Source organism: Nocardioides sp. LHD-245, from assembly GCF_030929495.1.
Lineage (GTDB): Bacteria > Actinomycetota > Actinomycetes > Propionibacteriales > Nocardioidaceae > Nocardioides.
The window spans coordinates 91,592-111,441 of sequence record NZ_JAVFWN010000018.1 but is presented as its reverse complement, the minus strand read 5'-3'; the positions used below and the strand labels follow the sequence as shown (position 1 = coordinate 111,441).

The 19,850-nt window shown below is 72.9% G+C and carries 16 protein-coding genes; 13 read left to right on the top strand and 3 right to left on the bottom strand.

The window, feature by feature from the left end:
• Nucleotides 1-2 precede the first annotated feature (2 nt).
• Entirely contained in the window at nucleotides 3-1,484 is a 1,482-nt protein-coding gene (locus tag RB608_RS24030) for an aldehyde dehydrogenase family protein (RefSeq protein ID WP_308090606.1), read from the top strand.
• Nucleotides 1,485-1,526: 42 nt separating this feature from the next.
• Here the strand turns inward: RB608_RS24030 and RB608_RS24025 are convergent, their stop codons facing one another.
• Nucleotides 1,527-2,492, bottom strand: a complete 966-nt coding sequence (locus tag RB608_RS24025; RefSeq protein ID WP_308090605.1) for a DMT family transporter — start codon at nucleotides 2,490-2,492, stop codon at nucleotides 1,527-1,529.
• Between RB608_RS24025 and RB608_RS24020 the strand changes: the two genes are divergently transcribed.
• Nucleotides 2,491-3,903, top strand: coding sequence for a PLP-dependent aminotransferase family protein (locus RB608_RS24020; RefSeq protein WP_308090604.1), 1,413 nt, complete (start codon nucleotides 2,491-2,493; stop codon nucleotides 3,901-3,903). The two genes, RB608_RS24025 and RB608_RS24020, sit on opposite strands and share 2 nt — an antisense overlap.
• Before the next feature lie 12 nt (nucleotides 3,904-3,915).
• Here RB608_RS24020 and RB608_RS24015 read toward each other — a convergent pair whose 3' ends face one another.
• The gene (locus tag RB608_RS24015) at nucleotides 3,916-4,821 is read right to left on the bottom strand and encodes a LysR family transcriptional regulator (protein ID WP_308090603.1); all 906 of its coding nucleotides are present in this window, start codon (nucleotides 4,819-4,821) and stop codon (nucleotides 3,916-3,918) included.
• Between the two features lie 162 nt (nucleotides 4,822-4,983).
• Here RB608_RS24015 and RB608_RS24010 point away from each other — a divergent pair, with 162 nt between their 5' ends.
• Nucleotides 4,984-6,375 (top strand): M20 family metallopeptidase, encoded by a 1,392-nt coding sequence (locus RB608_RS24010; RefSeq protein ID WP_308090602.1) that lies wholly within the window; start codon nucleotides 4,984-4,986, stop codon nucleotides 6,373-6,375.
• 8 nt (nucleotides 6,376-6,383) lie between these two features.
• Here the strand turns inward: RB608_RS24010 and RB608_RS24005 are convergent, their stop codons facing one another.
• Entirely contained in the window at nucleotides 6,384-6,866 is a 483-nt protein-coding gene (locus RB608_RS24005; protein WP_308090601.1) for an Lrp/AsnC family transcriptional regulator, read from the bottom strand.
• Nucleotides 6,867-6,979: 113 nt separating this feature from the next.
• Here RB608_RS24005 and RB608_RS24000 point away from each other — a divergent pair, with 113 nt between their 5' ends.
• The 10 genes from RB608_RS24000 (at nucleotide 6,980) to RB608_RS23955 (ending at nucleotide 19,814) form a co-directional block, all read left to right on the top strand.
• Nucleotides 6,980-8,167 carry a PLP-dependent transferase gene (locus RB608_RS24000; RefSeq protein ID WP_308090600.1) on the top strand — a complete coding sequence of 396 codons (1,188 nt, stop codon included), beginning with the start codon at nucleotides 6,980-6,982 and terminating at the stop codon, nucleotides 8,165-8,167.
• A gap of 39 nt (nucleotides 8,168-8,206) precedes the next feature.
• Entirely contained in the window at nucleotides 8,207-10,189 is a 1,983-nt protein-coding gene (locus RB608_RS23995; protein ID WP_308090599.1) for a S9 family peptidase, read from the top strand.
• On the top strand, nucleotides 10,186-11,430 hold the full coding sequence (locus RB608_RS23990) for an acyl-CoA thioester hydrolase/BAAT C-terminal domain-containing protein (protein ID WP_308090598.1): 1,245 nt from the start codon (nucleotides 10,186-10,188) through the stop codon (nucleotides 11,428-11,430). Before RB608_RS23995 ends, RB608_RS23990 begins: the two co-directional genes overlap by 4 nt.
• 37 nt (nucleotides 11,431-11,467) lie before the next feature.
• Nucleotides 11,468-12,244, top strand: a complete 777-nt coding sequence (locus RB608_RS23985) for a GntR family transcriptional regulator (RefSeq protein ID WP_308090597.1) — start codon at nucleotides 11,468-11,470, stop codon at nucleotides 12,242-12,244.
• A 206-nt stretch (nucleotides 12,245-12,450) separates the two neighbouring features.
• A complete protein-coding gene (locus tag RB608_RS23980) occupies nucleotides 12,451-13,416 on the top strand; it encodes an ABC transporter permease (RefSeq protein WP_308090596.1) in 966 nt (321 codons plus the stop codon).
• The gene (locus tag RB608_RS23975) at nucleotides 13,413-14,300 is read left to right on the top strand and encodes an ABC transporter permease (protein ID WP_308090595.1); all 888 of its coding nucleotides are present in this window, start codon (nucleotides 13,413-13,415) and stop codon (nucleotides 14,298-14,300) included. The genes RB608_RS23980 and RB608_RS23975 overlap by 4 nt, the downstream gene beginning before the upstream one ends.
• Complete coding sequence (locus RB608_RS23970; RefSeq protein ID WP_308090594.1) at nucleotides 14,293-16,155, top strand: ABC transporter ATP-binding protein; 1,863 nt, start codon at nucleotides 14,293-14,295, stop codon at nucleotides 16,153-16,155. The genes RB608_RS23975 and RB608_RS23970 overlap by 8 nt, the downstream gene beginning before the upstream one ends.
• Nucleotides 16,152-17,744, top strand: a complete 1,593-nt coding sequence (locus RB608_RS23965) for an ABC transporter substrate-binding protein (protein WP_308090593.1) — start codon at nucleotides 16,152-16,154, stop codon at nucleotides 17,742-17,744. Before RB608_RS23970 ends, RB608_RS23965 begins: the two co-directional genes overlap by 4 nt.
• A gap of 109 nt (nucleotides 17,745-17,853) precedes the next feature.
• Complete coding sequence (locus tag RB608_RS23960; protein WP_308090592.1) at nucleotides 17,854-19,386, top strand: class I adenylate-forming enzyme family protein; 1,533 nt, start codon at nucleotides 17,854-17,856, stop codon at nucleotides 19,384-19,386.
• The gene (locus tag RB608_RS23955; RefSeq protein ID WP_308090591.1) at nucleotides 19,383-19,814 is read left to right on the top strand and encodes a PaaI family thioesterase; all 432 of its coding nucleotides are present in this window, start codon (nucleotides 19,383-19,385) and stop codon (nucleotides 19,812-19,814) included. Before RB608_RS23960 ends, RB608_RS23955 begins: the two co-directional genes overlap by 4 nt.
• The last annotated feature ends 36 nt before the right edge of the window (nucleotides 19,815-19,850 follow it).

Here is a 19,850-nt window from a genome sequence, read left to right as displayed (position 1 = left end):
TCGTGACGACCACGGACGCTCCCGCCCAGACCTTCACCTCGCTCGACCCCGCCACCGGCGCGGTCGTCGGCACCCACCCGATCCACGACGCCGCCGCGGTGGAGGCCGCGGTCGCCACCGCCCGCAAGCAGGCTGAGTGGTGGCGCGCGCTCGGCTTCGACGGCCGCAAGCAGGCCCTGGTCCGCTGGCGCAAGGTGATCGCCCGGCGGATGGAGGAGCTCGCCGCACTCATGGCGCGCGAGACCGGCAAGCCCGACGGTGACGCGCTGCTCGAGACCGCCCTCGCGATCGACCACCTCGCCTGGGCCGCGAGCCACGCCGAGAAGGTGCTCAAGCGACGCAGCGTCTCCCCGGGCCTGCTGATGGTCAACCAGGCGGCGAGCGTGGAGTACCGCCCGCTCGGCGTCGTCGGCGTCATCGGCCCGTGGAACTACCCCGTCTTCACCCCGATGGGCTCGATCGCCTACGCCCTCGCGGCCGGCAACACGGTCGTCTTCAAGCCGTCGGAGTACACCCCCGGCGTCGGCGAGTGGCTCGCCGCGACCTTCAAGGAGGCCGTCGGCCGGCCGGTGCTCCAGGTCGTCACCGGGTACGGCGACACCGGGGCCGCGCTCACCAAGGCCGGTGTCGACAAGGTGGCGTTCACCGGCTCCACCGCCACCGGCAAGCGGGTGATGGCGGCCTGTGCTGAGACGCTGACCCCCGTCGTCATCGAGGCCGGCGGCAAGGACGCGCTGATCGTCGCCGAGGACGCCGACGTCGCCGAGGCCGCCGAGGCGGCCCTGTGGGGCGCCGCGGCGAACGCCGGCCAGACCTGTGCCGGCGTCGAGCGGGTCTATGTCCACGACCGCGTCTACGACCGGTTCCTCGACGAGCTGGTCACCCAGGCGAAGGAGCTCGAGGCCCGCCCCGGCGGCCAGGTCGGCCCGATCACCATGCCGTCCCAGGTCGACATCATCCGGCGCCACATCGACGACGCGCTGGCCCGCGGCGGCCGCGCCCTGGTCGGCGGCCCGGTGCCCGAGGGCGCCCGCTTCGTGCAGCCGACCGTCCTGGTCGACGTACCGGAGGACTCGGCGGCGGTGCAGGAGGAGACCTTCGGCCCGACCGTCACCGTGTCTCGGGTGACGACGATGGACGAGGCGATCGAGCGCGCCAACGGCACTCGCTACGCCCTCGGCTCGACGGTGTTCTCGAAGAGCCAGGGCATGGAGATCGCGGAGCGGCTCCGCGCCGGGATGACCGCGATCAACGGTGTCATCTCCTTCGCCGGCATCCCGACCCTGCCATTCGGCGGCGTCGGCGACTCGGGCTTCGGCCGGATCCACGGGCCCGACGGGTTGCGCGAGTTCACCTACCCCCACGCGATCGCCCGCCAGCGGTTCAAGCCGGCGATCGCGCTCACCACCTTCCGCCGCACGGCGAAGGAGGAGAAGCAGCTCACGAAGGTCGTGCGCGGGCTGTACGGGCGCGGGAAGAGCTAGCCCCGGCGCACCGTCGTCCTGTCGTACCGGACAAAACGGTCGTCAAATCGGTGATTTCACAGCCGTTCTGTCCGGTACGACGGGCGCCCGCCGGCGGGAGGAGCTGGCGCCCGCCGCGCAGGCCACGACGGCGAGACCGCCGAGCACCGTCAGCCAGCCGATCTGCTCGCCCAGCAGCAGGCCCGCCCAGGCGATGCTCAGCACCGGCTGGGCGAGCTGGACCTGGCTGACCTGCGCCATCGGGCCGATCGCGAGGCCGCGGTACCAGGCGAAGAAGCCGAGGAACATGCTCACGCAGGCGAGATAGGCGAAGCACAGCCACTGCGTCGCCGTCGCCGACGGCTGCTCGCGCGCGACGCTCACGGCGGTGAGTGCCGCCATCGCGGGCGCGGCGAGCACGAGCGCCCACGAGATCGCCTGCCACGAGCCGAGCTCGCGGGAGATCGCGCCGCCCTCGGCGTACCCGATCGCGCAGGCGAGCACGCCGAGCACGAGGAGCAGGTCGGCGCGCTGCAGGTGCCCGGCGCCGCCGCCCTGCAGCACCGCGAAGCCCACCGCCGCGACCGCCCCGAGCGCGGCGAAGACCCAGAACGCGCGGACCGGCCGCTCCCCGGTGCGCAGCACGATGATCACGGCGGTCGTCGCGGGCAGCATCGCGATCACCACGGCGCCGTGGCTGGCCGGGACCTCGGTCAGGGCGTACGACGTCAGCAGCGGGAACCCGGCGACCACGCCGCCGGCGACCACTGCGAGTCGGAGCCACTGCCGGCCGCGGGGGAGGGCCTGGCGGGTGAGGGTGAGGGCCCCCGCCGCCAGCAGCGCCGCGACCACGGCCCGGCCGGCGCCGATGAACAGCGGATCGAGGCCGCCGACCGCCACCCGGGTGAGCGGCACGGTGAACGAGAAGGCCACGACACCCAGCAGCCCCCAGGCCAGCCCGGCGACCGGCGCTCCTGAACGCGGTAGCGGGTGCCGAGCGGAGACGATAGCGCTACTCTGTGCTGACATGAGCAACGATAGCAGTACCCGGATCGCCGCGGGGCTGCGTGCCTGGATCCGGGACGCCCCGCCGGGCGCCCAGCTGCCGGCGTCCCGCCGCCTCGTCACCGAGTACGCCGCCAGCCCGGTCACCGTGCAGAAGGCGCTGCGCCGGCTGGTGACCGAGGGCCTGGTCGAGAGCCGCCCCGGGGTCGGGAGCTTCGTGCGCGCGGTCCGGCCGGCCCGGGGTCCGGACTTCGGCTGGCAGAGCGGCGCGCTGCGCACGCCGCGCGCCGAGCTGCCGCGGGTCGCCGGACCGCTGCAGACCCCGCCGCCCGAGGCGCAGGCGCTGCACGCGGGCTACCCGGGGCCGGACCTGCTGCCCGAGCGGTTGGTCCGTGCCGCGCTCGGCCGGGCAGCGCGCGGCGCGGCTGCCACCTCGCGCCCGCCCGCCGCGGGCCTGCCAGAGCTGCGCGCCTGGTTCGCCACCGAGCTGGCCGACGCGACGCCCGCCCACCTGGGCGCGGTGACGGCGCACGACGTGGTCGTGGCCCCCGGATCGCAGAGCGCGCTGTCCTCGATCTTCCGGGCGCTGGTGGCGCCGGGCCAGCCGCTGCTCCTCGAGTCGCCGACCTACTGGGGGGCGATCCAGGCGGCCCGCCAGGCCGGCGTCGAGCTGGTCCCCGTGCCCAGCGACGTCCACGGTCCCGACCCGGCGGAGGTCGAGCGGGCCCTGCGGGAGACCGGGGCCCGCGCCTTCTACGCCCAGCCCAGCTTCGCCAACCCGACCGGGGCCCGCTGGAGCGCCGAGCGCGCGGAGCAGATCCTGGACGTCGTCCGCGCCCACGGCGCCTTCCTCGTCGAGGACGACTGGGCGCACGACTTCGGCATCGACACGGAGGTCGCGCCGCTCGCCGCCCGCGACGATGCGGGTCACGTCGTCTACCTGCGGTCGCTGACGAAGAGCGTCTCCCCGGCGCTCCGGGTCGCGGCCGTGATCGCCCGCGGCCCGGCCCGTGACCGGATCCTCGGCGACCGCGCCGCCGAGTCGATGTACGTCAGCGGCCTGCTCCAGCAGGCCGCCCTCGAGGTCGTCAGTGACCCCGGCTGGCGCACTCACCTGCGCCGGCTCCGGGGCCAGCTGCGCGAGCGCCGCGACCTCCTCGTCGCCGCCGTGCGCGACTACGCCCCGTCCCTCCACCTCGACGTCGTCCCGGCGGGCGGACTGCACCTGTGGGCGCGGCTGCCCGACGGCGTCGACGGCGAGCGCCTGGTGCGCGACTGCATGGCCGACGGGGTGTGGGTCGCGGCCGGCGACGAGTGGTTCCCGGCCGAGCCGGCGGCGCCGTACCTGCGGCTGACCTTCATCGGGCCCGAGCCCGCCGGCTATCCGGGGGCCGCGCGGGTCGTCGAGCGGGCGATCGGCCGGCAGGCCGGGTAGCCCGTCGGGGGCTCAGCCGAGCCCGGTGGCCTCGATCGAGGCGACGAGCTGCCGCACGAACGCGTCGACGGGTGCGGGCAGGGTGCGCTGGGCCATGGTGTGGACCTGGAGACTGCGGCGGTGCAGCTCGGGGTTCGTCAGGGGCACGATGCGGAAGCCGTCCGCGACCAGGTGCCGGGAGCTCAGCAGTCCGGTCAGGGTCACCGCGCCGGTCCGCCGGGCGAGGGCGTTGAGCGCGGTGGAGGAGTTGCTGGTCAGCACGGGCTCGAGGTGCAGGCCCTCCGCGGCGCAGCAGACGTCGACCAGCTCACGCAGGGTGCTCCCGCCCGCCATCAGGGCGAGGGGATGGTGCTGCAAGTCCGCCAGCGAGACGCCGTCCAGCTCGCCCAGGGGATGGCCGGACGGCACCAGTGCGACGATCGGCTCCTGACACGAGTACGCGACCCGGACGCCGGACGCCGGGGCCAGGCTGAAGGTCAGGGCGAGGTCGGCCGTCCCGACGGCGACCGACTGGGTGGCCGCTGCCGGCTCGGTGACCGTGAGGTGCACCCGGGCCGCCGGATGATGCTCGCGGAAGCGGGCGATCTCGACGGGCAGGAAGTCCTCGGCGAAGCCCTCGGCACACGAGACGGTGATCAGCGACCGGCCCGATCGGTCGACGTCCCGGATCCGCTCGAGGAGGTCGGCCTCCTCCAGCAGGTTGCGGCGCGCGTGGTCGGCCAGCAGCCGGCCGGCCTCCGTCGGGACCATGCCCCGGGGGTGGCGGTCGAACAGCGGCGCCCCGGTGGACTGCTCGAGCCGGGCGATGTGCCGGCTGATCGACGAGGCCGCGATGCGGAGGTTCGCGGAGGCCTCCGCGATCGAGCCCGTGCGTGCCACCTCGAGGAAGTACCGGAGCGAGTCGCTGACGAGAGGCACGCGCACACAGTAGTTCTCGCCCGCGCGGCGCCCCCGGCGCGTTCCCGGATCGGCAACGCAGCCTTCCGGAAACGGCGATGGTCGCCGGCCGCCGCGTGCGCTTGGCTGGTCGGCGACGACCGGTGTACGACCCCGGTCGCGTTCGGGCCGATGGAGGTTGCTGTGACGCGTGCGCGCGCGATCGAGCTCGCGGAGGCTCACCTGGACTCGGGTGACCTGCTGCGCGAGCTGACCCGCAAGGTCGCCTACCCGACCGAGAGCGAGGCCGACGACCGGGACGAGGCGCACCGCAGCTACCTGCGCGACGAGATCGTCCCGGGCCTCCGCCGTTGCGGGTTCACGTGGCGCCTCGTCGAGAACCCGGTGGCGGGGATGCCGCCCTTCCTGCTGGCCCGCCGGGTCGAGGACCCGGCACTGCGGACGGTGCTCGTCTACGGCCACGGGGACGTGGTCCGGGGCGACGCCGCCGGCTGGAGCGAGCCGTGGTCGCCGTGGCGTCTCGTGGTGGACGGCGACCGGTGGTACGGCCGCGGCTCCTGCGACAACAAGGGGCAGCACGCCATCAACCTCGCCGCGCTCGAGCAGGTGCTGCTCGCGCGGGAGGGGCGGCTCGGGTTCAACGTCACCGTCCTCATGGACATGGGTGAGGAGATCGGATCGCCGGGACTGCGCGAGGTCTGCACGGCGCTGGCCGACGATGAGCTCGCCGCGGACGTGCTGCTGGCCTCGGACGGGACCCGGGTCTCGGAGCGGAGCCCCACCCTCGTCCTCGGCACCCGGGGCGAGGTGTCCTTCACCCTGCGGGCGACCCTGCGCCCCCGTGGGTACCACTCGGGCAACTGGGGCGGGCTGCTCGGCAACCCTGCGGTCCTGCTCGCGAACGCGCTCGCCACGATGGTCGACGCGCGCGGCCGGATCCTGGTGGAGGGACTGCGTCCCCCGGCGATCCCCGAGCCGGTCCGGACGATCCTGCGCCGGATCGAGATCGACGGCGGCCCGACGGCGCCGGCCGTCGAGGACTGGGGCGAGCCCGGCCTGAGCGCCGCCGAGAGGCTCTACGGCTGGAACACCCTGGAGGTCCTGGGCCTGGACGCCGGCACGGCGACGGGCCCCCAGAACGCGATCCCAGGTACGGCGGCCGCGCGGTGCCAGCTCCGTTTCGTCGTCGGAACCGACTGGTCCGTCCTCGAGCGGACCGTGCGCACCCACCTCGACGCGCACGGGTTCGGCTCCATCGACGTCGAGGTGGACGAGGGCACCGCCGCGACCCGGCTCGATCCCGACGACGCCTGGGTCTCCTGGGCCGCGGCGTCGGTCGAGCGGACGACGGGCAAGGCGCCGACGATCCTGCCGAACCTGGGCGGCACGTTCCCCAACGACTGCTTCGCCGAGGTCCTGGGCATCCCGACGGTGTGGGTCCCGCACTCCTACCCCGGATGCGCCCAGCACGCTCCCGACGAGCACCTGCTGGCGAGCCTCGCGCGGGAGGCCCTCGGCATCATGGCCGGGCTGCTGTGGGACCTCGGCGAGCTGCCCGCGTCAGCGGGTGGGTGAGCGTCGGGTCACCGGTCCGCGACGTGCGGGCTGGTCCCGCCGCGGTGCTCGAAGATGAGCTGCGTCTCCGTCTGGCGGACGACCCGGTGGACCGTGACGTGCTGCAGCACGAAGTCGCGCAGCGCCGCCGCGTCCGCGACCGCCACGTGGAGGTGGAAGTCGTCCTCGCCGGCCACGTGGAACGCCTGGATCACCCCCGGCGCGCGGGTGAGGGCGTCGTAGAGCTCGCGCACGCTGGTGGCGTCGTGGGTGCCCAGCCGGACCTTGACCACCGCCTGCAGGGGACGACCGAGGTGTCCGAGATCGACGGTCAGCCGGCGTCCGGTGATCGTCCCGGCGTCGCGGAGCGCCCGGATCCGGTACGCGCACGTGGACTCGGCGATCCCCAGCCGCGCGGCCAGGGCCTTGTTGGTCAGCTCCGCGTCGTGGTGGAGCAGGTCGAGGATGCTCCGGTCGATGTCGTCGAGCTGCGGCGGTTGCGTTCTCTGCAACGGAGGCTGCCTCCTGTGGCGGCAGAACGGTCCGAAATGTCAGAAAACCGCGTCTGCATTGGTGGTTCGGCAGATGCTAGGGCGACCTTCGGTGGAATCACTAGTCTCCATGCGTGACTACTGACATCTGGACCGATCTCGGAGCCGACGTCGACTCGCTGGCCGTGCGTGCCGGCCGCGAGGACCTGGTCGGGCTCGGCGTCCACGCCCTGCCGATCGACCTCTCCTCCACCAATCCGCTCCCGGACATCGCGCGAGGCGGCGACTCCTACGAGTCCCTCGCCACCGGGGGGCGGCCGCTGGCCGACGGCGGCTCGGTCTACGCGCGGCTCTGGAACCCCACCGTCGCGCGCTTCGAGTCGGCGCTCGCACAGCTGGAGTACGCCGAGGAGGCGGTCGCCTTCAGCTCGGGGATGGCCGCGATGACCGCCGCGATCTCCGCGTTCGCCTCGTCGCGGGACGCCCGGCACGTCGTGGCGGTCCGGCCGCTCTACGGCGGGACCGACCACCTGCTGGCCTCGGGAGCGGTGGCCGGGGTCGAGGTGACCTTCTGTGCCGAGTCCGAGATCCGGGCGGCGGTCCGGGCGGACACGGCCCTCGTCGTCGTCGAGACGCCGGCCAACCCCACGCTCGAGCTGGTCGACATCGCCGGCGTCGTCGACAGTGCGGGCGACGTACCCGTGCTGGTGGACAACACCTTCGCCACTCCGGTGCTCCAGAACCCGCTGCGCCACGGGGCTGCGATGTCGCTGCACAGCGCGACGAAGTACCTCGGCGGCCACGGCGACGTCGTTGCCGGGGTGATCGCGTGCGGGGAGGCCGAGGCCCGCCGGCTGCGCCAGGTCCGCGCCATCACCGGTGGGGTGCTGCATCCGCTGGCGGCCTATCTGGCGCACCGCGGGCTGGGCACCCTGCCGGTCAGGATCCGGGCCCAGCAGGCCAGCGCCGCCGCGATCGCGGCCTGGCTGGTGGAGCAGCCCGAGGTCGAGCGCGTCCACTATCCCGGCCTGGACGGCGATCCGCGCGGCCTGCTCACCTCGCAGCTGCGCGGCACCGGCGCGATGCTGGCCGTCGCGCTGACCGGTGGGTATCCGGCCGCGGAGCGGCTCACCTCCCGCGTCCGGCTGTTCACCCATGCGGTCTCGCTCGGCGGGATCGACTCGCTGATCCAGCATCCCGCGGCGTTGACCCATCGCCCCGTCAGCGCCGAGGCGCGGCCGCCGGAGAGCCTGGTGCGCCTCTCGATCGGGCTCGAGTCGGCCCGCGACCTGATCGCGGACCTGGAGCATGCCCTGCGCTAACATGTTCATCAACATGGCAAGCGACGCGGAGGGCCGGCGATGAAGGCAGTGGATCTCGGGCTCATCGAGGTGGTCGGCCCGCCGTCGCTGTCGCCGGACGGGCGCCGCGCGGTCGTCGCGGTCGAGCGCGCGGACCTGGCTGACGACCGCTACTACGCGGACCTGTGGCTGGTCCCCGTCGACGGCGACGACGGTCCGACCCGGCTCACGACCGGCGAGCACGACAGTGAGCCGTGCTGGTCACCGGATGGTCGCTGGCTCGCGTTCACACGCTCGGTGCCGGGCTCCGGCCCGCAGCTGCACCTGCTGCCGGCGGCGGGAGGGGAGCCGCGGCTGCTCACCCGTCACCCCCTGGGCGTCGGCTCACCGCGGTGGTCCCCGGACTCGGCGACCCTCGCCTACGTCGCGCGGGTCCCGGAGCCGGGTCGCTATGTCGCGCCGATCGCGCAGACCGCGGCCGCGGAGCCGCCCCGCCGGATCACCGGGCTGCGCTACCGCGCGGACGGTGTCGGCTACACGCTCGACCGGCCGAAGCAGATCTTCACCATCGACGTGGCCGACGGTGCGATCACCCAGCACACCGCCGAGAACGCCGACCACGGGTTCCCCGCCTGGAGCCCGGACGGCACCAGGCTGGCGTTCGTCGCGGCCCGCCATCCCGATCGCGACACGGTGCCGGCGAGCGACGTCTTCGTGCTGTCGAGGACCGACGGCCGCACGACGCAGGTGACGCGGACCAGCCTCCGGGTGAGCCATCCGGTCTTCGGCGCCCACGGTGACCGGGTCTACTTCCTCGGCACGGAGATCGGCGACGAGTTCAACGAGACCTACCTGAACCCGACCTCGCTCTGGGGCGTCGATCTCGACGCCGCCGATCCGGTCCCGCCGCGGCGGCTGACCGACGCGGACACGATCGACCTGGTGCCGCCGGCCACCGGGCCCGCGCTCACGGTGACCGACGAGGGGGTCCTGGCCCTGGTCGTGCGCCGCGGCGCCGTCGATCTCGTGCGGGTGGCCGACGACGGCCCGGCCGACGACGCCGTCCGCCCCGGTGTCCCCGGTGTCCCCGTCGACCTCGTCGCCGGGCCCACCCAGGTCCTGGGGTACGCCGTGGCCGCGGGCGTGGTCGTGGCCACGGTGGCGAGCGACACCGAGGCCGGTGAGCTCTGCCGCGTCACCCCGACCGGGCCGCGGCGGCTCACGGCCTTCGGTGCGACCCTGGCCGCCGCGGTACCGCTCGCGCCGATGCACGAGGTGGCGGGCGCCGCGGCCGACGGCCACCCGGTGCACGGGTGGATCCTGCGCCCCGCGGGCACCGGCCCGTTCCCGGTGATCCTCGCCGTGCACGGCGGCCCGTTCCGCTCCTTCGGGTGGCGGCTGCTGGACCAGGCCCAGGCGTGCGTCGAGGCCGGCTATGTCGTCGTCATGGGCAATCCACGAGGCTCGGCCGGCTACGGGGCCGAGCACGGTCGCGCGGTGCGCCATGCCTTCGGCGACGTCGACGTCCAGGACCTCACGGCGCTCGTCGACATCGCGGTCGAGGACTTCGACGGGGACCCCGCGCGGGTAGGAGTCGTCGGCGCGTCGTACGGAGGATTCATGGCCGCGTGGCTGGCGGCGACCTCCGACCGGTTCGCGTCGGCGATCGTCGACCGCGCCACCGTGGAGTGGAGCGACGCGGACATCGACGACGACGTGGACTACACGCATCTCTACATCGGGACCGACCCGGAGACCCAGCGGCTCAAATCCCCGCTGACCTATGCCGAGGACGTCTCCATCCCCGTCCTGGTGGTGGTCGCCGAGCAGGACCTGCGCTGCCCGCCCAGTCAGGGACGCCGGTTCTACTCCGCGCTGCGGAGGAGGGGCCGGCACACCGAGCTGCTGTCCTTCCCCGGCGCGAGCCACATGTTCCACGACAGCGGGCTGCCCAGCCATCGCCGGCTGCGGCTCGAGGCCATCATCGACTGGTTCGACGCCACCCTGCCGGCGCGCTCCGACGACCGGAGCGAGCCCGCATGAGCCTCGCGATCGACGGTCCGGCGCACCGGTCGCTCGCGGACACGCCGTTCGATCTCCGGGTCACCGGAGCTGCTCCCCACGAGCCCGTCACCTTCACGGTCGAGCTCCCCGGCTTCCAGGGCGCCGACTGGTCCGGCACCTTCACGGCGACCGCGAACGCGCACGGGACCGTGGACCTCGCCACCACAGCGCTCGACGGGTTCGCCGAGCCCGACCCCACGGCACTCCTGTGGTCGTTGGAGCCCCGACCGGTCGCCGCCGAGCCGGTGCCGGCCGACGACGAGCTCGGCTGGACCCTCCGGGTGAGCCAGGGCGACCGCTCCGCCACCGAGCACTACGTCCGCGAGTTCCGGGGACGCGGGGTGAGCGCCCACGAGCTGTCGGCGCCCCTCGCCGGGCGGCTGTACCTCCCGCCCGGTCCCGGGCCGAGACCCGCGGTGATCACCCTGTCCGGGTCGGGGGGCGGCATCAACGACGAGGAGGCGATGCTGCTCGCCAGCCGCGGGTTCGTGTGCCTCGCCCTGGCCTGCTTCAACTACCCGGGCCGGCCCGACGACCTCCTCGAGCTGCCCGTCGAGTACGTCGCGTCGGCCGCCACGTGGCTCGCCGCCCGCGACGAGGTCCAGCCAGGGGCGATCGCCGTCAAGGGCCAGTCCCGGGGCGCCGAGCTCGCCCTGCTGGTGGGAGCCCACGTCCCGGGCGTCCGGGCGGTGGTCGCCGTCGTTCCCTCCGGCTACGTCTGGGGCTCGTTCACCTCCGACGGCAGGGAGGGAGCCGCCTGGACGCTGGGTGGCGAGCCGGTTCCCGCCGTCCTGGACGACGGCATCGTCCCCGGCCGGTCGGTCGAGACGGCGAGCGGGATCGCCGCGGCGCCCGGGTTCCGTGCCGCGATCGAGGCGACCGCGCCCGACGACCTGGACCGGGCGACGATCCCGATCGAGCGGCTCGACGGCCCACTCCTCCTGCTCTGCGGGGGTGACGACCTGATGTGGGACTCGGTGGAGCTCAGCGAGGTCCTGCTGCGCCGGCGGGCCGCGGGCACGTCGGCCCCGACGCGGCGCGAGGTGTTCCCGGGCGCCGGCCACAACCTGGGGCTGCCCTTCACGCCGGTCGTGACGGGCATGGTCCACCCGGTCAACGGCGTGGCCTACGCCTACGGCGGGACCCGGCCGGGGACGGCGCGGGCGCGGGTCGCCGCGTGGACCGCATTCGTCGACTTCCTGGAGGAGACGCTGACATGATGAGCGCGCTCGTACGTCGAAAGTGGGAGAGGGCACGATGAAGGACGCCGCGCACGGTGGCCTCGCGGCCATGGTCTACGCCGACATCAAGGCCCGGATCCTGACCGGTCAGGTACGGCCGGGCCACGTGCTGGCCGCCCACCAGATCGCGCAGGAGATGGACGTCAGCCGGACGCCCGCGCACGAGGCGCTGAAGCGCCTGGTCGCCGAGGGCTACCTCGTCGCCCAGCCGCGCGTGGGCTACACGGTCACGCCGATCAACCTCGACGAGATCCGCGACCTGTTCCAGATCCGCGTGCGGCTCGAGTGCCTGGCCGCCGAGCTGGCGGCGGCCGCCTTCACGCCGGCGCACGCGGCGGAGTTCGAGCTCGCCCACGCCAACGCGATGGCGGAGGTGCAGCGCCTGGACGGACGTTCTCCGAACGACCCGGAGGTCGTCGAGACGATGAGCGGGCTGCATCGCCAGTTCCACCAGATGGTCGCGGGCCTGTCCGGCAACCGGCGCCTGACCACGATGATCGGCACGCTCCAGGACGAGATGCAGCGCTTCTGGGCCCTGGTGCCCGGCTATCTCAGTCGCTCGTACGTCTTCTTCAACGACCCCGAGCACCAGGAGATGTACGACGCGATCGCGGCCAAGGACGCCGCCCGGGCCCGTGCCTCGGTCGTCCGGCACCTCCGCGACAACCTGCGCACCCTCTTCGACTCCCTGTTCCCCGACGAGCCGCCGTCGGACGAGTCGGTCGACCCGCTGGGCGACGTCGCCGACGATCCGCGGTGGCTCGCGGCCACGGCCACGGCCGAGAAGCAGTAGCGCGACCCGGCCCGACCCCGGCGTCCGCCCCGTCGGCTGCCGGGTGCGCGGGGTGACCAGGCAGGCTGCTCGGCTTCTCCGATGTCCCCGCCGTCGGGCCTGTTCTCTGTCGTCCGATCCGTTGACATGTTTATTAACATGCTAGTACGTTCGCACGACGTCGCCGCGGCGCGAGCCGCCCCCGTCCACGGAAGAGAGAGCGACCCATGACCCTGCGCTCCACCCTCCGATACGTCCTCGGACGTCTCGGCGGCGCGGCCATCCTGCTGGTCGTCTACTCCTTCGGGATCTACTCGCTGCTGGCCCTCGCGCCCGGCGATCCGGTGCGGCTGCTGCTGGGCAATCTCCCGGCGACCCCGGAGACGATGGACGCCATCCGCGTGCGCTACAACCTGGACGACCCCTTCTTCGTCCAGTACTGGAACTGGCTGACCGATGCCCTGCACCTCGACCTGGGCCAGTCGGTCCTGACCGGTCAGGACGTCTCGTCGGCGATCCTGGAGCGCGCCGGCGTCACCGTGCAGCTGGGCCTCCTGACCTTCCTGATCACGATGGCGCTGGGCATCCCGCTGGGGATGGTGGCCGGACTGCGGCGCGGCCGGTTCGCCGACCGGGTGGTCTCGCAGCTCGCGATGTTCTCGGTGAGCGCGCCGTCGTTCGCCGTCGGCATCCTGCTGATCATCGTGTTCGCCGGGCAGCTCAACTGGCTGCCGTCGATCGGCGCGGGGGAGGGCGGGGCCGACCGCCTGCGGCACCTGATCCTGCCGGCGGTGGCGCTGAGCACCGCGACCATCGCCCTGGTGGTCCGCTACACCAGGACCGCCGTCATCGAGGTCGCCGGGCAGGACTACATCATCGCGGCCCGGGCCCGCGGCGTGAAGCCGTCCCGGCTGCTGTTCAACTACGTCCTGCGCAACTCCCTGGTGCCGGTCATCACGGCGGCCGGCGTCGTCCTGAGCTTCGTGATGGTCGGCGCGGTCGTGGTCGAGGCCACGTTCGCCCTGCCGGGCCTGGGCAGCCTGCTGGTCAGCGCGGTCCAGCAGAAGGACCTCCCGATCGTCCAGGGCGTGACGCTGGTGATCGCGGCAGCCGTCTTCCTCATCAACCTGGTCACGGACCTCGCCTATCTCGCGGTGGATCCGCGGATCGCGGTGGACGGAGCGAGCCGATGAGCATCGAGACCACCGCCGGCGCCGAGACGCCGGCCCTGCGGACCTTCCGCGCCGCGCGGCGTCGCCGTCGCCGGCTCCCGTCGGTCGCCGTGCTGCTGAGCATCGCCTACCTCGCGTGCATCGTCGTCGCCGGCGTGTTCGGCCCCCTGCTGGTGCCGCACGCCAACGTGCAGTCGCTCACCGACAGCCTGCAGGGGATGTCCTCCCAGCACTGGCTGGGCACCGACGACCTCGGCCGCGACATCTTCGAGCGGGTGGTGCTCGGCGCGCGGACGGCCCTGTACGGACCGCTCCTCATCGCGCTCGGCGCCTTCGTGATCGGCTGCGTGCTGGGGCTCACCGCCGGCTACATCGGTGGCATCCCGGGCGGGATCATCATGCGCTGGGTCGACCTGATGTACGCGCTGCCCGGCGTCCTGGTCGCCATCGTCGCGATCGGCGTCCTCGGCGGCGGCTACTGGGTCGCCGTCGCGGTGATCATGATCCTCTCCGCGCCCTACGACACCCGGCTGGTCCGCGCGGTCACCATCGAGCAGAAGGGGCGCCCGTACGTCGAGGCGGCCCGGACGCTCGGCCTGTCGCGATCCCGCGTCATGTTCCGGCACCTGCTGCCCAACGTCCTCCCGCTGGCCGTCTCGCAGGCCTTCCTGAGCTTCGCCTTCGCCCTCATCAACCTGTCGGCGCTGTCGTTCCTGGGGCTCGGCTCGACGCCGGGCAGCCCGGACTGGGGCACGATGCTGGCCGAGAGCCAGGCGAGCCTGCTCGACAACCCGCTCCTCGCGATCGGTCCGGCGCTCGCGATCATCTTCGCCGCCGTCAGCGTCAACATCCTGGGCGACTACGTCTTCGACCGGCTGTCCACGAAGGAAGGCCGCAATGACTGAGCACGCCTCCCGGCTCCTCGACGTCGCCGGCCTCACCATCGGCGTCCGCACCGGTGGGGAGCAGCGGATCCTGGTCGACGGCGTCGACCTGCACCTCGACCTCGGCGAGACGATCGGGATCGTCGGCGAGTCCGGCAGCGGGAAGTCCCTGTCGGTGCGGTCCCTGCTGCAGTTGCTGCCGGCGGGGTTCACCGCGACGGGTGCCGCGCAGCTCAGCGGCGTGAACGTGCTGACGGCGTCCGAGCGCGACATGCGCCGGGTGCGCGGCCGGCAGGCCAGCATGATCCTGCAGGACCCGTTCACGATGCTGAACCCGCTGATGCGGGTCGGGCGGCACCTCGAGGAGGTGCTGCGCGAGAAGCCGGAGTACCGGGCGATGTCGAAGCCCGAGCGGCGGGCCGAGGTGCAGCGGCGGCTGGAGGAGGTCGGGATCACCGACCCCGGCGTGGCCCGCCGGTACCCGTTCCAGCTCTCCGGCGGCATGCGGCAGCGGGTGGGCATCGCCGCGACGCTGGCGACCGACCCGGCCCTGATCATCGCCGACGAGCCGACGACGGCGCTGGACGCCGTGACGCAGCAGGAGATCCTCGAGCTGCTGATCTCGATCCAGCGGCAGCGGCGGATGTCGATGATCATGATCACCCACGACCTGCGCGTCGCGTTCGCGGCCTGCGACCGCGTCTACGTGATGTACGCCGGCGCGATGATGGAGGCCGGTCCGTCCGACGAGCTCTCCCGCTCGCCGCGGCACCCCTACACGCTGGGCCTGCTCGCCTCGGAGCCGCCGCTCGACCGTCGGCTCGCCCGGCTCCCCGTCATCCAGGGCGAGCTGCCGAGCGTGCGCGACCAGCAGGTCGGCTGCCGGTTCGCCGAGCGCTGTGAGTGGGCGACCCCGGACTGCACCCAGGAGCGCGTCCGGCTGGCGCCGATCGGCGACGACCGGTCCTCGGCGTGCCTCCGGGTCGACGAGATCGGGCGGGAGCTGGCGGCCCGGTTCGAGACCGTCGAGCACGGTGCCGTGGAGGCCGCGCACCAGGACCTGTCGGCGCCGGTCATCGTCGCGCTCGAGGGCGTCTCCAAGACGTACGGCCACGGCAACGGCGCGGTGGCCGCGCTCGAGGACGTCTCGCTGACGATCCGGCAGGGACAGGCCGTCGCGCTGGTGGGTGAGTCGGGCTCGGGCAAGACGACGCTGGGCCGTTGCCTGGTCGGGCTCGAGTCCGTGTCCCGGGGCACCGCCGAGGTCTTCGGGATCGACATCACCCGGGGGGCGAAGCTGCCGCGCTCAGACGTGCGGACCTGGCGCTCGAAGGTGCAGTACGTCTTCCAGGACCCCTACTCCTCCCTCAACCCGCGGATGACGATCGGGCAGACGCTCGCGGAGGCCGGCCGTCAGGCGGCCCTCGTCGGCGACGCCCCCGTGCTGTCGGTCGAGGAGGTCCTCGAGCGCGTCGGGCTCCGGGCGCAGTACGCCGCGCGGCGTCCGTCCGCGCTCTCCGGCGGCGAGCGGCAACGGGTCGCGATCGGGCGGGCCCTGGCGCTCAACCCCGAGCTGCTGATCTGCGACGAGCCGGTCTCCGCCCTGGACGTGTCGGTGCAGGCGCAGGTCCTCAACCTGCTCAACGACATCCGCCGGGAGACGGGCATCGCGCTCCTCTTCATCACCCACGACCTGGCGGTCGTCCGCCAGGTCGCGGACACCGTCTACGTGCTCGAGAAGGGCCGGGTCGTCGAGACGGGTTCCGCGCAGGTCCTGGACTCACCGAGCTCGGGATACACGAAACAGCTGCTCGAGGCAGTGCCCAGAACGTCATCCGACTGGCTGGGGAAGCGCTCACAGATGGGTAAGGCATGAATAGATCCGTCCGCACGCTCCGCATGGGCATCGCTGCCCTGGGAGTCATCCTGGTCGCCGGCGCCTGTGGTTCGTCCTCGGACGACGCCGCCGGTGGTGGTGACCGTTCGAACAGCACCCTGACGATCGCGACCAGCGGGATCCGCAGCATGGACCCCGCCCGTCAGTACGATCAGCCGGCGCTCTGGGTCAACGGGCTCGCACTCGAGGGCCTGATCAAGCTCGACAGCGACGGCAAGGTGCAGCCGGCGCTCGCCACCAAGGTCGACACCCCCGACCCGCTCACCTACGTCTACACCCTGCGTGAGGGCGTGAAGTTCTGGAACGGCGCCGAGGTCACCCCCGACGACGTCGTGTACTCGCTGACCCGCTACCAGGACGAGACCGCGCAGACCGCGAGCAAGTACGCGTCGGTCGACACGATCGAGGCGACGGGACCGATGGAGGTCACCGTCACCCTCAAGCAGCCCGACTCGTCGTGGCAGTACACCCCGGCGTACGCCGGTCAGATCGTCGAGAAGAAGTTCGCCGAGGAGCACGACAAGGATCTCGGTGGTCCGGGCGTGCTGACCATGGGCACCGGTCCGTGGCAGCCGAAGGACTTCAACTCCAGCGCCGGCATGACCTTCGCCAAGAACGAGGCCTGGTGGGGTGCCGCCGAGGCCGGCGACGACTTCGAGGAGTCGTGGAAGACGGTCAAGCTGGTCTTCGCCGCGGCCGTCCCGGGTGCCGCCGCGGTCCGTGCGGGCGATGTCGACGGCGTCGTCGGCGGTGACGGCACGGCCTTCTCGTCCGGCTCGAGCGTCGAGCTCACCAAGGCGCCCACCGAGACGCTCGGCTACATCACCCTGCTGACCGACAAGGGCCCCCTGGCCGACGTGCACGTGCGCCGCGCCCTCGCCCACCTGGTCGACCGCGAGGCGATCATCAAGTCGGCGCTGAAGGGCTTCGGCGACCCGGCCACCCAGATGGTCTCCGAACGGGTCTGGACCGACCTTCCCGAGGACCAGGTCTCCGCGGCCTACGACCAGATCGAGACCCTGGACTACGACGTCGACGCCGCGAAGGCTGAGCTCGACCAGTCGGCGTACGCGCCCGGCGACAAGATCGTCGCCGAGGTCATCTCGACCTACCCGTCCTTCGTGCGGGCCACCGAGATCCTCAAGGAGGAGGCGGCCAAGATCGGGCTCGAGATCGAGATCAAGGGCCTGCCCGGTGCCGAGTGGCTGACGAACTCGAGCAACCACACGACGGAGATGACGGTGTCGACGTACTCGAGCCTGTCGCCGGACCCCAACTTCTACCCGAACACGCTGATGCGTGCGGACGGCATCCCGGTCGGCGGCTCCAACTACGCCAACCTCGACGTACCCGGTCTCGACGACGCCGTCCGGACGGCGAGCACGGTGCCGGCGCAGAGCGCCGAGCAGCTCGACGCCGTCGTCGGTGCCCTGAAGGCCAATGCGTCGGAGGCCGCCTACATCCCGATCTACACGCAGCAGGCGGTGTTCGCGCACGATCCGAAGCTCTCGTTCGACGGCTTCTCGCAGTACGCGATGGGCTCGCCGTACCCGCTCTATGTGAAGTAGCGGCGCGCAGCACCGCCGGTGTGCCGGTCCTCCCCGGGAGGATCGGCACACCGGTGTCATCCGGAACAACACGGTCACGGCTCGCGGTGAGCCGCACGGAGGAGGGCTCATGGAGACGGTCGCCAACCTCGGCGATCTCGTCGGGGTGCACGCCGGATCGACGGACCGGCTCGCGTTCGTGGACCTGCGGGTCCCCGACGCCCCGGTCGGGTACACCTACCCCGAGGTCGACCGGCTGGTCACCGCGCTCGCGGCCCGGCTGGCGGGCGGCTCGTACGCGAGCGGTGACCGGGTCGGGATCATGTCGGCCAACCGGGTCGAGTACGTCGTGGCGTACCTCGCCATCATGAAGGCCGGCCTGGTGGCCGTCCCGATCAACGTGCGCGCCGGCGGCGACGTCCTCGACCACGTGATCGAGGACGCCGGTGTGGTGCTGACGTTCGTCGACGCCGCCGGCCGCGAGGCGCTGGCCGGGCGGACGCCGTACGTCGACTTCGACGATCCGCAGGACCCGTTCCTGCCGGGTCTGGCCGCCGCCTCCTCGGAGGCGGACGCCGCGGTCGTCGCCGGGCAGGAGCCGGCGTCGGACGGGCTGGCCGAGATCCTCTACACGTCGGGGTCGAGCGGCCTGCCGAAGGGCGTCCCGCTGACGCACGAGGGCCAGCTGTGGGCGCTGCGCACCATCTCGGCCGAGCCGCCCCCGCGGATCGAGACCCAGATCATCGCGCAGCCGCTGTTCCACATGAACGGCCTGGTCACCCTGGGCCGCGGCCTGGCCCTGGGCTTCACGACGGTGCTCTGCCCGCGGTTCGACGCGGCGGCCTATGTCGACGCTATCGAGCGGTACGGCGTGACCGCCGTCGCCGCGGTGCCGACGATGTGGATCCGGGTCCTGCGGGTGGTCGGCGACGACCCGTCGCGACTCCGGTCCGTCCGATCGCTGTCGCTCGGCTCGGCGCCGATCACCGAGGAGCAGGTCGCGAGGATCGCCGCCGCGATCCCGGACGCCGTCGTCGTCGTCTCGTACGGCACGACCGAGACCGGACCCGCGATCTTCGGCGCGCACCCGGACGGGATCCCTCGGCCGCCGCTCGCGCTGGGCCACCCGTTGCCCGGGTCGGAGGTTCGGCTCGCCGGTGGTCCCGACGACGACCACGGTGTGCTGGAGATGCGCAACCCGGCCGTCACCGACGGCTACCGCGGGCTGCCGGGCCTGACCGCCGCCGCGTTCACGGACGGCTGGTACTCCAGCGGCGACGTGATGCGGCGCGACGAGCAGGGCTTCTACTACTTCGTGGGCCGCGCCGACGACATGTTCGTCTGCGGCGGCGAGAACATCTACCCCGGCGAGCTCGAGACGATCCTCGAGCGGCACCCCGCCATCGCCCACGCGGCCGTCGTCTCACTCCCTGACGACGAGCGGGGCCGGATCCCGGTCGCGTTCCTGGTCACGACCGCGGACACCGACCTGACGGCCGCCGAGGTGAAGGCGTTCGTGATCGACCAGGCGCCGGCGTACCTGTATCCGCGGCGGGTCGCGGTCGTCGACGAGCTGCCGCTGGCCGGCACCAACAAGATCGACAAGCGCGCGCTCCACGCGATCGCGGAGCGCCTGGAGACGAGCGAAGGATGGTCGGCATGACGAGCACGGAGACAGTGGACACCAGCACGGCCGGGCTGAACGCCCTGCTGCGGACCTCGCCGTACAACGAGTTCCTCGGACTCACCTGCACGCTCGCGGACGCCGACGCCGGCCGCCTCGTCCTGGAGATGCCCCTGCGCCCCGAGCTGGAGCGCATCGGCGGCGAGCCCCAGTTCCACGGCGGCCCGGTGGCGTCGCTGATCGACACCACCGCGGTCTTCGCGACGATCCTCGTGAGCGGCGTCGTGCCGCCCACGGTCAACCTCCGCGTCGACTACCTGCGCCCGTCGAGCGGCACCCGGCTGGTCGCGACCGCGACGGTACGCCGGGCCGGCCGCAGCGTCGGTGTCGCCGACGTCGACGTCACCGACGACCAGGGCCGGCTGACCGCGATCGGCCGCGCCACCCTGAGCACCGCCACCGGCTAGCGCGTGCATCACCCCGGCATCTGCACCATCCACGGA

What these genes read in the sequence shown, in the direction of transcription:
- RB608_RS23960 (WP_308090592.1), top strand. Translation starts at nt 17,854, where the DNA reads ATGGAGACGGTCGCCAACCTCGGCGATCTCGTCGGGGTGCACGCCGGA.
- RB608_RS24020 (WP_308090604.1), top strand. Translation starts at nt 2,491, where the DNA reads ATGAGCAACGATAGCAGTACCCGGATCGCCGCGGGGCTGCGTGCCTGG.
- RB608_RS24025 (WP_308090605.1), bottom strand. Translation starts at nt 2,492, where the DNA reads ATGTCAGCACAGAGTAGCGCTATCGTCTCCGCTCGGCACCCGCTACCG.
- RB608_RS23990 (WP_308090598.1), top strand. Translation starts at nt 10,186, where the DNA reads ATGAGCCTCGCGATCGACGGTCCGGCGCACCGGTCGCTCGCGGACACG.
- RB608_RS23955 (WP_308090591.1), top strand. Translation starts at nt 19,383, where the DNA reads ATGACGAGCACGGAGACAGTGGACACCAGCACGGCCGGGCTGAACGCC.
- RB608_RS23995 (WP_308090599.1), top strand. Translation starts at nt 8,207, where the DNA reads ATGAAGGCAGTGGATCTCGGGCTCATCGAGGTGGTCGGCCCGCCGTCG.
- RB608_RS23980 (WP_308090596.1), top strand. Translation starts at nt 12,451, where the DNA reads ATGACCCTGCGCTCCACCCTCCGATACGTCCTCGGACGTCTCGGCGGC.
- RB608_RS23985 (WP_308090597.1), top strand. Translation starts at nt 11,468, where the DNA reads ATGAAGGACGCCGCGCACGGTGGCCTCGCGGCCATGGTCTACGCCGAC.
- RB608_RS23965 (WP_308090593.1), top strand. Translation starts at nt 16,152, where the DNA reads ATGAATAGATCCGTCCGCACGCTCCGCATGGGCATCGCTGCCCTGGGA.
- RB608_RS23970 (WP_308090594.1), top strand. Translation starts at nt 14,293, where the DNA reads ATGACTGAGCACGCCTCCCGGCTCCTCGACGTCGCCGGCCTCACCATC.
- RB608_RS23975 (WP_308090595.1), top strand. Translation starts at nt 13,413, where the DNA reads ATGAGCATCGAGACCACCGCCGGCGCCGAGACGCCGGCCCTGCGGACC.